The organism is Terriglobales bacterium (assembly GCA_035764005.1).
Lineage (GTDB): Bacteria > Acidobacteriota > Terriglobia > Terriglobales > Acidobacteriaceae > Gp1-AA112.
On record DASTZZ010000099.1, the window covers coordinates 44,915 to 60,210 of the forward strand.

Below are 15,296 nucleotides of genomic sequence, written 5' to 3' on the forward strand. Positions count from 1 at the left end.
CACCCTGGAATCAGCAACAAAGTTGATTCGCTGCCCTGTTTGAACAATTCCCTATCCGCGGAGCACAATCGTCATTGCGAGGTGCTTCGTGAATGCTCTTCCTTTGTCTTTCACATCCGCAGAACTCTGGCCTGAGCTGCATCTGGCCGATTGGGCGGATACGCGCGATACCTTACACATGTGGACGCAGATTGTCGGCCATGTGCGGATGGTGTTGTCGCCGCCTGTGAATCACTGGTGGCACATCACGCTTTATGTCACATCACGCGGGCTGACGACCTCGCCGATTCCGTACGCGGATCATACCTTTGAGATTCACTTTGATTTTCTCGATCATCGGCTGGTGATCGCGACCAGTCGTAACGAATGGCGCGCGTTAAAGCTGGAGCCGAAATCCGTCGCTGAGTTCTACAACGAATTCATGCGATTGCTCGGCGAATTGGCCATTCAGGTGAAGATCCACGGCAAGCCCGATGAAGTTGCTGAGCCGATTCCGTTTGCGGAAGACCGCACCCATCGCTCGTACGATCCGGAATATGCGCGTCGGCACTGGCAGGTGCTGGTTGCGATCGATTCGGTGCTGAAAGAGTTTCGAGGACGGTTCATCGGTAAGTGCAGTCCGGTGCATTTCTTCTGGGGCAGCTTCGACCTTTGCTGCACGCGTTTTTCCGGGAGGCGCGCACCGGAGCGTCCGGGCGCCGACGCCATGACACGCGAAGCGTACTCGCACGAGGTGATCAGCGCAGGCTTTTGGCCGGGCGGTGGCGCGGTGAATGACGCTGCGTTCTACGCCTACGCCGTTCCCGAGCCGCAGGGGTTCCGCACTGCGCGCGTGCTGCCCGCTTCCGCAAGTTACAACCAGACACTCGGAGAATACATTTTGATGTATGAGGACGTGCGGCAAGCACCGGATCCGAAGCGGGCGCTGCTCGACTTCCTGCAAAGCACCTACGACGCCGGTGCAACGCTCGGCCGATGGGATCGCTCGGCGCTGGAGCGGCAGGCTTGATCGATCCAGCGTGGGCGATGGGCTCGTCGGCAAGGCTTCCCCATGCTCGCCGGAGTTTCCCACGAAACAGTCATGACGGAGATTGCGAGTTCCAATTTGGTACAAAAAAATCCCTGCAAAATCCCTGATATTTTTTCCGCCATTACGCCAAACGAGGCTAACTCCAATCGAATGTGGCCGTTTGCGTCGAAAGGATGTGAATCCCTGTTAATTCCCTGCCTGCGACAAAAAACTTCAAATTATGGGCAGAATTTGCGAATTTCTTGCGCAGAAAAATAAAAATCGCTGTATTTCTCGCTGTTCTTGGCTCATCCTGCGCCAACATGCCCTGATAGGGCTGCTCCGGCCGTTATAGAATCCTTCTCCATCACCGGTCATGAACTCGCAAGACCTCATTATCGAGTCGCTGCCAGATACCCCTCGCGGTCAGGGAGTGCTTTTCCTGCGGGGACCTCTGACGATGGAAAATGTCGCCCAGTTCAAAACCGCGGTTCAACGGCAGGAAGCGCCGAAAATGATTCTCGATCTCAGCGAGGTTCCCTACATCGACTCAATTGGATTGGGATCGCTCGTGAGCACCTATGTCTCGCTGCAAAAGGCTGGACGATGGATGGCGCTGGTCGGGGTCAACGATCGTGTTTCCAACCTGTTTGAGATTACTCGCGTGCAGGATCTGTTTTTGACCTTTCCGAACGTTTGGGACGCGATCGAAGCCCTCGCCAACTCCGCCCGCGCTTAGCCTGGCCATTCGCCCAAACGAAAATCCGCCTGAGCCGTCCAAAATAGGACAATTGATCCCAGGAGTTCACATCCGATGAGGGACCTGAAACTCGCTTTCCGTCAACTTCGAAACAATCCTGCATTTGCGATTACCGTGATTCTTACGCTTGCTCTCGGTATTGGTGCGAATACCGCGATTTTTTCATTAGTCCAGGCGGTGCTTTTGCAGTCGCTACCCGTGGCCGATCCGGCGACTCTCTACCGAATCGGCGATACCGACAACTGCTGCGTCAATGGTGGCTACCAGAGCGATAACGGCGATTTCGATCTTTTTTCTTATGAACTTTTTCTTCATCTGAAGCAGGCGGCGCCTGAATTTGAAGAACTGGCAGCGTTCCAGTCTGGGTACGATTACAACAATCTCACCGTCAGACGCAATTCTGAACCGGCGCGAGCGAGTCATGGGGAGTTCGTAACCGGGAATTACTTTTCCACTTTCGGGATCAAGCCGTTTCTCGGTCGCATGCTGCTGCCTTCCGACGACAAAGCTGGCGCAGCTCCGGTGACGGTTCTGAGTTATCAAAGCTGGCAGAACGACTATGCCGGTGATCCCGGTGTGGTGGGTTCAACGTTCTACATCCAGGGACATCCCTTCACGATTGTGGGAGTTGCTCCTCCCGGATTCTTTGGCGATCGCGTTGACAGCCATCCACCTGAGGTGTGGTTGCCGCTCTCGACCGAGCTGGTTATCAACGGCGAGAATGCAATCCTGAATCATGCCGACGCGAACTGGCTTTATGCCATTGGACGTCTGAAGCCCGGAGTAAATATCTCAGCACTGCAGCAGAAGCTGTCGGCGAGTCTGCGGCAATGGCTGGCGACGCAACCAACGTATGTTCAGCGCGGAGGCGATACGCTGATTCCCAAGCAACACGTTGTGCTGACTCCAGCCGGCGGCGGCGTGCAGAACCTGCAGCAGGAAACCGGTAAGGGACTCAATCTGCTGATGGCACTTTCCGCGCTCGTGCTGTTAGTAGCTTGCGCGAACGTCGCAAACATTCTGCTCGCCAGGAACGCAGCCAGACGCGCCGAGACGTCATTGCGCGTTGCTTTAGGCGCCGCACGTGGACGTCTGATCAGGCAAGTGCTGGTGGAGAGCGTGTTGCTCGGATGTATCGGTGGTGCGCTGGGCCTGGCGGTAGCTTATGGCGGTACCCGAACGATCCTCGCTCTCGCCTTCCCCGACTCGAAGTACCTCCCGATCCATGCCACTCCCTCGCTTCCCGTTTTGGGATTTGCTCTTGCCGTCTCCTTCGTAACAGGGATCATCTTCGGCATCGTGCCGGCATGGATCACCTCGCGCTCCGATCCGGCGGAGGCGTTGCGTGGCATCAGCCGGTCCACGCGCGATAGCTCCTCGCTGCCGCAAAAGTCACTCATCATTTTTCAGGCGGCGTTGTCGTTGGTTTTGCTGATTGGCGCCTCATTGCTGACCAAAACGCTGCGCAATCTCGAGCATCAGAATTTCGGGATTCAAACGCAAAATCGTTACGTCCTGCATCTCGATCCACATGGCGCGGGGTACACCATCGATAAGCTGCAGCCTTTGTATCAGCGGCTGCAGCAGGATTTCTCAGCATTGCCAGGGGTAAAGAGCGTCGGACTTGCGCTGTATAGTCCGCTTGAAGGGAATAACTGGGGAGAGGGCGTGTACATCGAAGGCAGACCCGAGCCGGGTCCGAATGCCCATAATGGTTCATCGTGGGACCGCGTGAGCACCCACTTCTTTGAAACTGTAGGCCAGCCTGTAATCCGCGGGCGCGACTTCACAGACCAGGACACCGCATCCTCGCAGATGGTCGCCATTGTCAATCAGGCTTTCGTGAAAAAGTTTTTTCCCAATGAGGATCCCATTGGGCGCCATTTCGGGAATAACGGCCAGCAGTTCGCGGGCAGCTATGAGATCGTCGGCGTCGTGGCCGATGCCAAGTACAACAATCCCCGCGGAGAATATCGCCCGTTCTATTACCGGCCGCTGACGCAACGAAATACGAGATTTGAGAAACCCTCGGATGCGACCGGAGAAAATTGGTCGATGTTCATCAACTCGATCGTTATCCAATTCGACTCTCAGCCGCAAAATGTCGATGCGTTAGTCCGGCGTACATTGGGAAACATCGATCCCAACCTCACCGTCATTGATCTGCGATCGCTGGATTACCAAGTAGCCGGCAACTTCAATCAGGAGCGCCTCATCGCGCGCCTTACGATGCTTTTTGGAATCCTGGCGCTCGTGCTTGTATCGGTAGGCTTGTACGGGATTACTGCCTACTCTGTTGCGCGTAGAACGAGCGAGATCGGGGTACGCATGGCGTTGGGCGCTAACCGAGGCGACGTGATTGGGATGGTGATGCGGAGCGCATTCGCGCAGGTGCTCCTCGGACTAGCGATCGGCATCCCAATCGCTCTGCTTGGCGGCCGTCTCATAGCCTCGCAACTCTATGGTGTGCGCGCTTGGGATCCGATCAGTTTGTTGTTAGCGGTGTTCGTGCTATCGGTAGCGGCCGCGGTCGCAGGTTATGTTCCAGCGCACCGTGCATCGACCATCGAGCCCATGAAAGCACTGCGCAGCGAATAACATCGAAAATACCGAAGAGGCAAAGCAGATAGCGCACGTTTCCAGGCCGCAATCGGTCTCAGTGACCTCTTCATTCAACTCCGTGACCTTCGTGTTCGCTCTTGCTTCTACCCGCAAGGCAAGGTAGCTAATAGAATCAAAGAACAATGGTCAAAACCCTGGAATGGACGGATGCAGGCGTGCGCTTCATCGATCAGACGCGCCTCCCTACGGAAGAAATTTACGTAATCTGCCGCGACTATCGCGAGGTGGCGACCGCAATTCGCGAGATGATCGTGCGCGGAGCGCCGGCGATCGGCGTCTCGGCAGCCATGGGCGTGGCGCTTGGCGTACGCAATTCGAAAGCGAAGAACGTCGCCGAGCTACGGCCTGAGTTCGATGAAATCTGCAATACGCTGGCGAGTACGCGTCCTACGGCCGTGAACCTGTTCTGGGCGATTCAGCGCATGCGCGACCGTTTCGAGGAGCTTTCGTCGGAGCCATTGGAAACCATCAAGCGCGAACTGATCGAAGAAGCTCAGCGGATGTACCTGGCCGACATCGCTGCCTGCAAAATGATGGGCCGCAACGGAGCGGTGCTCATGCCTTCCTCCGGCGGCGTCCTTACCCACTGCAATGCCGGAGCCCTCGCCACCTGCGGTTATGGAAGTGCTCTGGGCGTGATCCGCGCAGCCGTGGAAGAGGGAAAAAAGATCCATGTATTCGCCGACGAGACGCGTCCCTTCCTGCAGGGCTCGCGTCTCACAGCATGGGAGCTGACCAAAGATGGAATTCCCACAACGGTAATTTCGGACAACATGGCTGGCGCCATGATGAAGCAAGGTAAGATCGGAGCCGTGGTTGTCGGCGCCGATCGAATTGCCGCAAATGGTGACGTTGCCAACAAGATCGGCACCTACACCGTCGCGGTACTAGCCAAAGAGCATGGCATTCCCTTCTATGTTGCCGCGCCATGGTCGACCATCGATCTTGCGACTTCGACCGGCGACTCGATTCCGATCGAGCAGCGCTCGGCGCGCGAAGTCACGCATATGGCAGGGAAGCAGCTCACACCCGAAGGCGTCAGCATCGAGAATCCGGCATTCGATGTCACACCGCATCGCTATGTTGCGGCAATCATCACCGAGCGAGGCATTGCGAAAGCTCCGTATTCAGAGTCGCTGCGCGAATTGGCAAGCGTCGATGACGTGACCACACGAGAGATGCCGGCCGAAGCTGCTCGTTAAGGTTTCGTATTTGTCATTGCGAGCGCCTGTGGTTGACGTGAGGAATCCCTATCATTGAGTCCCGAAGCACGACGCAACAGTTTCGCGTCAATAGGGGATTCCTTACTGCTGCTCACGCGAACACACGCGTGAGCCTCCGTTCGGAATGACAAACGAATGTGCCAACTTGCCCTTGCAGCCCCGCATCCTTCTTACAAGGAGCGAACTCGGACTATGCCAATTTCAACGAAGCTGACGGAACTTGTCACCAAGCCTTTGCCGAAGGTGATCACCCCAGGAATGCATGCTGCCATCGACTGGGGAACCGCAGGAGCTTTTGCCTTGTCAGGAGCTCTGCTGTGGAGAAAGAACAAACGGGCTGCCCTGTCTTCTTTTATTTGCGGGAATCTGGTAGGCGGCTTGATCTTCCTCACCGATTGTCCGGGAGGAGTGTGGAAGAAGATCAGCTTCGAAACCCATGGCAATGTCGATCCCGGCGTGGCAGCTCTCGTTGCCTCGTTGCCGAATTTGCTGGGATTCTCTGAAGAGACCGAATCGAAACTGTTCCAAGGCATGGGAATCGCCCTTGCCGCCGTGCGCAGCCTTACGAACTTTGACGAGGGATCCAGCAATATCGAGAGCCGTCACAAAGCCGCTTGAAAAACTCGTTTCCTCCAGCTAACCCGGCCCGCATGGCCGGGTTTTTTGTGTGCACGTGCGGAACATTCCCTGTGGAGGCTGCGTATCAATCACTAAGGTGAAGTGTTTGTCAGATCGACAGGTTGCAGCGTTTGCGATGCCGCGAATCCCGTGAAAGACTGGAGCATCTACATCTACAAAGCTTATGGGAAATAACCTGAAAACGTTGGCTCTGCTTACCGGCCTCACGCTCTTTCTGATGTTTGTCGGAGAGGTGATAGGCGCACATCTGGGGACGCAGCATGGCATGGCCATCGGCCTGGCTATTGCCGCCGTGATGAATTTCTTCAGCTATTTCTTTTCTGACAGGATTGCTTTGTCGATGTATCGCGCGCAGCCGGCGTCGCGCGAAGATTTGCCGCGCGTGTACAACGTGGTCGAGCGCATGACCCAGCGGGTCGGATTGCCGATGCCGAAGATCTATGTGATTCCCACCGATTCGCCCAACGCTTTCGCCACCGGGCGCAATCCGTCGCACGCTTCTGTTGCCGTGACGCAAGGCATTCTTAATCTGCTCGATGACGAAGAGTTGGAAGGCGTGCTAGCACATGAATTGGGCCATGTCAGGAATCGTGACATCCTGATCAGCTCTGTCGCGGCAACATTGGCGGGCGCGATTACGTTCCTGGCACGCTCGCTGATGTGGGCTGGAATGTTCGGTGGATACGGCGATCGCGATGACCGCGACCGCGGCGGAGGATTCGCGGCTATCCTCATGATGATCCTTGCGCCGATTGCCGCGCTGCTGATTCAGATGGCGGTCTCTCGCTCGCGCGAATACGAGGCCGATCACACTGGCGCAAACACCACCGGGAATCCTTATGCTCTTGCTCGCGCTCTGCAAAAGCTGGATGCCTGGTCGAAGCGGCGTCCGCTGGTTGCTACGCCGTCGACGGCGCATTTGTTCATCGTGGCTCCGCTGATTGGAGGCGACACGCTCGCGAACCTGTTCTCGACGCATCCGCCCATCGCCAAGAGAATCGAGCGGCTTACTGGACGTCCGCCAGAGTTCCAATAACAGAACCGCCGGCGGTAGCCGGTGGGGCAGCCGCGTCTTTTGCGGCTGCGTCTGCAGCCAGCACCAGATCTCTTCAAATCCCGGAGCTCGCCATTCGGCGATCTCCAGCCCACCGGCGGCGGTTCTGTTTGATTTACCCGCGCCGCATCGCATCCAGCGCCAGATTCCCAGGTCCAACAATCAGCAGGAAGAGCAATCCGAGCAGCATCGAGAAATCTGTGCGCGCTTCATGCAGCATGCCCAGAATCCCGTAGTGTTTCACATTAGGAAGTGCGAAGCGCCAGAATGGATGACCGAGCAGAATGGGAACTTTGGTCGACAGAATCGCGACGGCAATGTCAATCAGCAGAGGAATGCACGCCCATCTCGTGAGCAGACCGATGATGACCAGCGCGCCGCAGACGATCTCTACGCCTCCAACAAACGGCGCTAAAACGTGAGGATCAGGAATACCGATGTTGGCGAAGCGACCAACGCCGAGTTCCTGCGGCAAGCGAAATTTGAGAATGCCTTCAACAAGAAAGACCCAGCCAACCAGTATGCGAACGATAATGACTGCGCCGCGATGAGCCATTGCCCTCCTCCTGTCGTAAACATCGTACTTACCTGACTCCGGAGAGGCCAAATCTGTTGATTTTCCACCTTATGACCCACAATTTCCTCGCTTGCTAAATTCGCCTTTCTTTCGCATAATCATACGGCGCGTTGTAGCAGACCCGTGGGCATTTCGTATTCGCAGCTCAATTCGAAGCAAAAAGAAGCCGCCAACCATGTGTACGGTCCCATGCTGGTGCTCGCCGGCGCCGGCACAGGCAAGACCAGTGTTCTCGTCCATCGCATCTCGCGGCTGATTCTCGGCAAGCACGCCCGGCCAAACGAAATTCGGGCATTCACGTTTACGCACAAAGCTGCACGCGAGATTCGATCGCGTGTGGCGAAGTCCTCGGCGGGAATTGCGGCTGGGGGTCTGAATGCATCTACTTTCCACGGGTACTGCTATCAACTTCTGCGCGAGGCAGGTGAGGACTTTCAACTGCTCGACCAATGTGAGCTGTGGACCTTTCTGCGTCAACGCGTCGCCGATCTGCCGCTGAATCGATTCTTGCGCGCGGCGAATCCCGGGCGCTTTCTAAAAGATCTGCTCGCCTTTTTCGATCGTTGCTCCGATGAACTTGTCACAGCTGAAGTCTATGCCGATTACATTGCACGCGTGAGTCGCGGCGAGTTGCGTCTGCCGCGAGTCGCGAAAAAAAAACAAGCAGAGGTGATGACGCGCGACGAAGTTTTAGAACGTTGCGAGGAAATCTCGGCGATCTTCAGGACGGTTGACAAGCTGCTTGCGGAAAATCGTCTGCTTACCTTCGGAGCGCTCGTTTCCCGTACTGCTACGCTGCTCACAAATGACAGTCAGCTATTGCAGCGCGAGCGCAGTAGCGCGCGCTTTCTTCTGATCGACGAATTCCAGGACTCGAATCACGCCCAGATCGAACTGGCGCGCGTGCTTGCGGGGGAAGCACAAAATGTGTTCGCGGTGGGCGATCCCGATCAAGCGATCTATCATTTCCGCGGAGCGTCAAGCGCGGCCTTCAACGAGTTCGCCAATGTTTTTGACAAACTGGACCGCCGGCATCTGATCAACCTTGCAGAGAATCAGCGCTCGACGCAGAACATTCTCGACTGCGGCTACGCGGCAATTCGCCACAACCCGAAGCTGACCGAAGGCGGGAGTCGCCTGCAGTTTGATCGCGAAAAGTTGATTTCTGCACGCGACATCGAAGAAGGCAATCGCGGCAGCGGATTGCTCTTCGGCGCTCAACCCGTTGATGTTGTTCCATATCGGAACTACGAAGAAGAGTGCTCCGATGTTGCAGAGCGGATTCTGGCGCTGCACGCCGATGGTGCGCGCTGGAGCGACTGTGCCGTGCTCTTCCGCAGCCACTCGAATGCCGAAGGTCTCGTCGAAGAACTCGGAGCGCGCTCGATTCCGTTCGAAGTTCAGGACACCGACCTGTTCGAAAGCGACGCTCTCCGTGATGTAATGGCATGGCTTCACTGTGTGCATTCCCGCAACGAGGATGTGAGCTTCTTCCGGCTTGCTCTGCGGGAGGGATCGGGAGTCGATCTTTCTGAGCTGCATGAGAAATTATCGTCGGCTGCGCGGGGGACCAAAGTCGCGACTGTGCTTGAAAACGTGAATGGTGGTCCGGAACTGCTCCGCGTCCTGCAGGTCTTTTCGGATCAACACGGATCTGAGAGTAAGGACCTGGTCCAGACAGTCCATGCCGCAGCCGATCTTCTCGGAATCGCTCGCAATGGGATCGAGCTCACGAGGTTTCTCGACTTCACGCGCAAGTGGCTGGGAAGCCGGATTTGCGCGACCGGTAAGCTGAGCGAGTTTCTCGAATTTCTCGATCTCTACCGCGAAGGCGGGGGGACGCTTGCCTTGTCCCCACCTGAGCGTCCCGAAGAGGAATTCGCAGGCGCTTCACAGGAAGCCGCCCCTGATGAACACGATGCTGTGAAGCTGCTGACCGTCCACGCGGCAAAAGGACTCGAGTTCAAAAACGTCTTTGTTCTGAGGGTGGTCAGTCCGTCGTTTCCTACCAACTATAAGGAAACACTTTTCGAATTTCCGCGAGAATTGAGTCCCGGAAGCTACCGCATCGAAAAAGCCGACGACCAGATTCATAAGGAAGAAGAAAGGCGTCTTTTTTACGTTGCAGTGACTCGCGCGCGCGACACGCTCAGCCTCTACGGCAAGAAGCGCGTAAGTAAGAAGAAGGACGCGGAAATTCCACCGACTTATCTGCGCGAGATGAGTGAGGACCAGGCCCTCAAGCAGGCGCTCTGCATCCGTGATCCCATTTTGGTTCAGCGTGACGAAGTCACAGTCGAAACGCCGGCATGGGTAACGCTGGCCGCCGAAAAAGTTGCGGGCAAGATCGAGTTGAGCGCGTCGGCCATCGAGGCGTATGCGACGTGTCCGATGAAATTCGCCTTGCAGAAGCGCTGGCGTTTGCCCGAGGAGCCGTCGGCCGCGCTTCAATATGGGGCGGCCATGCACACCGCGCTCAAAGATTTCTATGAAGCGGCATCGCGAGGAATCGATCGCACTGCCGACGAAACTGTGGAAATCTTCCGGCGCGAGTTCGAGCACGCCAAGATCGATGAAGAGCTCCAGCGAAGGCTGTACGAGAGACAAGGCGAAGAGCAACTGCGTCAATTTATTGCGCTTCGTGCGGTCGAACCCAGGCCGCACGTGCTGTGCACTGAAAAATCAATTCGCTATACGATCGAAAACGTGGTGATCAATGGTCGCATCGATCGGATCGATCGTTTGGAAGGTGGCGGCGTCCTCGTCCTCGACTACAAAACTGGCGCACCACGCAACACCCTTGATGCTGTGAACAGCATTCAACTCGGGCTCTATTCGTTGGCGGCGGAGCTCGAAGGCCATCGCGTAGAGCGAGCCGCCTTCTACAACCTTGAAGACAATACAACTGCTGAAACGACCAGCGTTAAAAAAGAAAAAATCTATGAACAGGTGATGGAAGTCGCCGAAGGCATTCGCAACGCGAACTTCGCGCCGACGCCTGGGTTCCATTGCAGGAATTGTGGATACAGGACTCTGTGTCCAGCAACGGTGGAGACGGTGTTCGAACCGGGCGAGAAGAGAGCCGCAGGACTTGGTGTCTAGTCTGAGTAGAGACGCGGCATGCCGCGTCTCTACCGGAGATCCGACCTAAGCCGCTTTTGCTCCATCTGCCCAAGGATCTAGCACAACTTTCGTGCAGTGATCTTCCTTGTCCCGGAACATTTTGTACGCCTCTGGCGCTTTCGACAGCGGTAGGCGGTGACTGATCACGACAGTTGGGTCGATTTCACCTCGCTCGATTCGCTCCAGCAGCGGACGCATGTAGCGCATCATGTGCGTCTGTCCCATTTTGAAAGTGAGACCTTTATTCATGGCCGCTCCGAAAGGAATCTTGTCGAGGAAGCCTCCATAAACACCAGGGACCGAAACGGTCCCGCCTTTTCGGCACGCCATAATGCATTGCCGCAGCACGTTTGGACGATCCGTTGCGAGCTTCATGGCCTGTTTGGCGCGATCGACCAGGAACGGCAGCGTGTGTCCGTACGCTTCCATGCCGACCGCGTCCATGCATGAGTCCGGACCGCGATTACCGGTCATATCTTTGAGAGTCTGTACAACGTCCTCTACCTGCTCGTAGTTGATCGTCTCCGCACCGGCATCTTCGGCTAAGCGCAGGCGTTCCGGAATGCGATCGATCGCAATCACCCGCCCCGCTCCGAGCATGAACGCGCTGCGGATCGCGAACTGGCCCACAGGTCCACATCCCCAGATGGCAACCGTGTCACCAGGACGAATGTTGCAGTTCTCCGCTCCCATGTAGCCGGTAGGGAATATATCCGAGAGGAAGACGACCTTCTCATCATCAAGTCCGTCAGGAACTTTGATTGGACCAACGTCCGCGCAAGGTACACGCGCGTACTGTGCCTGTCCTCCTGCGTATCCGCCCAGCATGTGGGTGTAGCCAAATAGCCCAGAGGGCGAGTAGCCCATCATTTTTTCGGCAATCCAGGCGTTCGGATTAGTGTTGTCACAAAGCGACCAGAGCTCCTGCTGGCAGAAAAAGCACTTGCCGCAGGCGATGGTGAACGGCACCACAACCCGATCTCCGACTTTCAATTTCGCACGATCAACTCCAGGTCCAACTTCGACGACTTCGCCCATAAATTCGTGCCCGAGAATGTCGCCTTGTTCCAAAGTGGGCATGTAACCGTCATAAAGATGCAGATCGGAGCCGCAGATGCAGGTGCGCGTGACGCGGATGATCGCGTCGCGAGGATTCAGAATCTTCGGATCGGCAACGTCTTCGACGCTTAATTTTTCGATTCCCATCCAGCACAGTGCTTTCATGACGCGCTCCTTTGCGTTTGCAGTTGTTGGAGATTGGCTTCGAACTCGGCGGGCTTGCGCTTCTCGGGATAGGCGGCATGAATGGCTTTGTCGAGCCGCGAGCGCGGGCCGTGCGTCTGGCCTTCGATGTTGGGGATCTCGCCAGCTTCCATCAATGCTTTGAAGCGGCGCAGATCCTCGCGCATCATGAACTCAGGATCTTTGCCGAAGGCGAGCGCCACTGCTTTGCCGAGAGCGCCGGCCACCGGACGACACTGCATCGATGCCGTCACGATCGTGCCGCGATCTCCGACGGCAGTACGGAAGTGAACCGAGCCGCGGCAATCGATGTCAGAACCTTCGAGCGAGCGCCAGACGATCCATTCGTTCTCACGCTGATCGACGATCTCCGCCGTCCAGCGGACGTTCATTCCCATGCGCCCGAGCGCCGTCCATTCCGAACGGCCATTGCTCAGAACTTTCACCGATTCCAAGTTGCGCATGAATTTTGGAAGGTTTTCGAAATCGCGCCAGAACTGAAAAGCCTGCTCGGGTGAGCAGTTGATAGCAAAGCTGGTTTCGACGTACCACTCCTGATCGGCTTCTTCCAGAGTTGCGCCGCGATACGCGAGCAGACCACCGGCGGCTGCGAGTGCGAAGCCGGGCTTCGAGCGTCGCGAGAGGCCGAACAGTGCAAGAGCACCGCCGCCCAGCATCGAGCCCCAGCGAATTACGTCGAACTTACGGCCCTGCGCGCGTCCATTGGGAAACTGAATGACTGAATCGGAATCCATAAAGCTCCTCAAACAGGAAAGCGGTTGTTATGAGAGGAAACGAGTATCGACAAATAGGCGAGCAAAGTATGTAGGATGCCCAGATTTTTTGAGAAGAGCGCTAAGGTACTCTCGATTGATGGCCAGCAATGGAGCTGATAGCTGCCTTCGGAGGGACTTTGATCGAGCTATTGCAAGCCAGCAGCTTGCGTTGTAGATCTTTGCTGCTCGTAATGGAGTAGAAAACCGGCGGAGCGCGGCCGGACCAGAATCAATTAACTGTGTCTATCTGTGTCCGGCGTAGTATTTGCCGATGATCACGCCGATCTCAACTGCGGAATCTGGTCCAAGATCGTCAAACGCGAAGCCAATGCCTTTCTCTTCCGAGTAGCGGACTTCACAATTCAGTACGCGCTCGATGCCTTCGGTGGGATCGACGATGCGCAACGTGACCATCTGCCCTGGACGATAGAGCTTGGGATCGCACTCGCACAGCAGGCCGCCCTGGCCAATCACGCGAAGCGCACCAATTTTCTTGCCGTTCGCGTCTTCCACGTAAGCAGCAGCTTCGGGCGGCAGAGTTACTCGCTCATACTTTCGCTTCTCAGCTTGATCCATCGAGATCTCCTTTATTGGACCTTTTCGGGAAACGGCTGCACTGGATCGACGTCAACCGGGATATTGCGCAACTCTGCCATCGCCGACTGCAATTCGCTCGGCATCACGTCATACTTCTTGAACCATGCCGCCGCCCGATCGCGATCGCCTGTAGCTTCCTGCTCCAGCAACTCCTTCGCGAGCGCTGCAATGGTATCGGGCATCTTGGCGTAGTCCACGTGATAGCGGCCGGATGCATCGCGCGTGATCGCCTTCTGCTCACTGAGGTAGTTGAATTCCATCATCTCGGCGCGTCCGTGGGCCTCGCCTACGCCGAAGCGTACCGTGCGAAAGATTCCGGCCACGTACGAAGCATAGTATTCCTGCTCGCGCTCCTTCGGGAGCACTCCCTTGTCCATGAGAAACTTCAATGCAAACATGCCGACCACGTCGGCTTTTGCTTCTTCCAATCCGGGGTAGATGTCGGCCAGCGCCTCGCGAATATCCTTCTTGCCCGACCCGGTGCGCGAGTAGGCGGGACCGAGCCCATGGCAGATTTCGTGCATCACCGTGCTTGCCATGTAGCCATCAGCAGTGGCCTGCGCCGCCTGTGCGGGATCCATGATGCCTTTCGCGAGCGGCAGGATCACGTAGTTCACGCGCGCGTCCATGTAGTTCTTGAAAAAGATTTTCTTCGTACCTTTTTGTTCGTGGATGCGCGCATCATTCGGGAGATTGTCGGCTACAGCCTGGTAGCCGTGGCGCAGATCGCCGCCGCGGAATGGAGTGTCCATCACTTCCATCGGCGTGGGCTGGCCGGCTTTCGACGGACGATCTTCTGGCGCTAGCGGCAGCGCGTCCTGAACCTCGGGAACATGCTGTTGATAGACGGCCAGCTTCGCGCTCTCGGCTTCGTTGCGAATCATCACCGCTGCGCCGTAAGAAGTCTTCACTCCGAGCACGCCGTCGAGATAGGTCTCGTAAGGCGCCATGATCACGTCGAACTTTGGATTCTGCAGATCGACCCAGGCCAGATCGCTCTTGTAGTAATCGTCGGAGAGCAGAGCGTCGGCACGCAGGCGAAGAAAATCAGCGAAAGCTTTGTCCTCGGAGAGATCGGCGGCTTCGCGCAGGTCCTTTGCAGCCGGAATCAGGAACTGGCGAAACGCGGTGCGATAGGGAATTGCTTCCAGTTGATCGCCGTTGCGGCGGATCACGGTGTATGGACTGTAGAGTTCGTCCTTTTGATCCGGATGTGCAGCCACATACTTCTCAAGTTCCTCGCGAGTGAGTTCCTCGGGATATAGTCCGCGGCCAGGCGGCATCGGCTTCGTGCCGACAAACGGCTTGTTGTCGTTCGTCAGGTCAAAGCGGCTGCCGTTAATGATCAGGAATTGCCGCAGCTTGACGTCGCGCGGATTCTTCGAGTTCTCCAGGCTCTTGTAGAGTTCCAGGCCCTCCGGATCGCTCTGCCGCCAGAAGATGTCATCGAGATAGCGTGAGGCATCGACCAGCTTGTCGATCATCTGCAGCTCGCGTGCAGAGAATTTCGATTTATCAAACGGGATCACAACCCGCTTGTATTTCGCCAGCCGTTCCGCCAAATCCGGCACAACGTATTCAGGCTTTGCGAACCGCGAGACGCCGTGGTGCAGCGGCGTGCTGGCTTTCCTGGATTTGCTCTGAGCGATCAAAAACGAAGAGAAAAGAATCAAA

At 56.5% G+C, this 15,296-nt stretch carries 12 protein-coding genes; 7 read left to right on the forward strand and 5 right to left on the reverse strand.

Annotation, left to right across the window (positions count from 1 at the left end; genetic code table 11):
* Window positions 1-103: 103 nt before the first annotated feature.
* The 6 genes from VFU50_16185 (at window position 104) to VFU50_16210 (ending at window position 7,289) form a co-directional block, all read left to right on the forward strand.
* Complete coding sequence (locus VFU50_16185; GenBank protein ID HEU5234401.1) at window positions 104-1,009, forward strand: DUF5996 family protein; 906 nt, start codon at window positions 104-106, stop codon at window positions 1,007-1,009.
* 376 nt (window positions 1,010-1,385) lie between these two features.
* Complete coding sequence (locus VFU50_16190) at window positions 1,386-1,748, forward strand: STAS domain-containing protein (protein ID HEU5234402.1); 363 nt, start codon at window positions 1,386-1,388, stop codon at window positions 1,746-1,748.
* A 75-nt stretch (window positions 1,749-1,823) separates the two neighbouring features.
* Window positions 1,824-4,367, forward strand: coding sequence for an ABC transporter permease (locus VFU50_16195; protein ID HEU5234403.1), 2,544 nt, complete (start codon window positions 1,824-1,826; stop codon window positions 4,365-4,367).
* Between the two features lie 146 nt (window positions 4,368-4,513).
* Window positions 4,514-5,593: an S-methyl-5-thioribose-1-phosphate isomerase gene (gene mtnA / locus VFU50_16200; GenBank protein ID HEU5234404.1), complete on the forward strand. Its 1,080-nt coding sequence runs from the start codon at window positions 4,514-4,516 to the stop codon at window positions 5,591-5,593.
* Between the two features lie 213 nt (window positions 5,594-5,806).
* Window positions 5,807-6,232: a hypothetical protein gene (locus VFU50_16205; GenBank protein ID HEU5234405.1), complete on the forward strand. Its 426-nt coding sequence runs from the start codon at window positions 5,807-5,809 to the stop codon at window positions 6,230-6,232.
* Between the two features lie 184 nt (window positions 6,233-6,416).
* A complete protein-coding gene (locus VFU50_16210) occupies window positions 6,417-7,289 on the forward strand; it encodes a zinc metalloprotease HtpX (protein ID HEU5234406.1) in 873 nt (290 codons plus the stop codon).
* Between the two features lie 133 nt (window positions 7,290-7,422).
* On the opposite strand, the gene VFU50_16215 is transcribed toward VFU50_16210, so the two are convergent.
* Entirely contained in the window at window positions 7,423-7,863 is a 441-nt protein-coding gene (locus tag VFU50_16215) for a DoxX family protein (protein ID HEU5234407.1), read from the reverse strand.
* 144 nt (window positions 7,864-8,007) lie between these two features.
* Between VFU50_16215 and VFU50_16220 the strand changes: the two genes are divergently transcribed.
* A complete protein-coding gene (locus tag VFU50_16220) occupies window positions 8,008-10,986 on the forward strand; it encodes an ATP-dependent DNA helicase (GenBank protein ID HEU5234408.1) in 2,979 nt (992 codons plus the stop codon).
* A 45-nt stretch (window positions 10,987-11,031) separates the two neighbouring features.
* Here VFU50_16220 and VFU50_16225 read toward each other — a convergent pair whose 3' ends face one another.
* The 4 genes from VFU50_16225 to VFU50_16240 all read right to left on the reverse strand — a co-directional run bounded on the left by VFU50_16225 (window position 11,032) and on the right by VFU50_16240 (window position 15,274).
* The gene (locus VFU50_16225) at window positions 11,032-12,231 is read right to left on the reverse strand and encodes a zinc-dependent alcohol dehydrogenase (GenBank protein ID HEU5234409.1); all 1,200 of its coding nucleotides are present in this window, start codon (window positions 12,229-12,231) and stop codon (window positions 11,032-11,034) included.
* On the reverse strand, window positions 12,228-13,004 hold the full coding sequence (locus VFU50_16230) for an SRPBCC family protein (protein ID HEU5234410.1): 777 nt from the start codon (window positions 13,002-13,004) through the stop codon (window positions 12,228-12,230). Before VFU50_16230 ends, VFU50_16225 begins: the two co-directional genes overlap by 4 nt.
* 264 nt (window positions 13,005-13,268) lie before the next feature.
* Window positions 13,269-13,601 (reverse strand): PilZ domain-containing protein, encoded by a 333-nt coding sequence (locus tag VFU50_16235; GenBank protein ID HEU5234411.1) that lies wholly within the window; start codon window positions 13,599-13,601, stop codon window positions 13,269-13,271.
* An 11-nt stretch (window positions 13,602-13,612) separates the two neighbouring features.
* On the reverse strand, window positions 13,613-15,274 hold the full coding sequence (locus tag VFU50_16240) for a Zn-dependent hydrolase (protein HEU5234412.1): 1,662 nt from the start codon (window positions 15,272-15,274) through the stop codon (window positions 13,613-13,615).
* Window positions 15,275-15,296 lie beyond the last annotated feature (22 nt).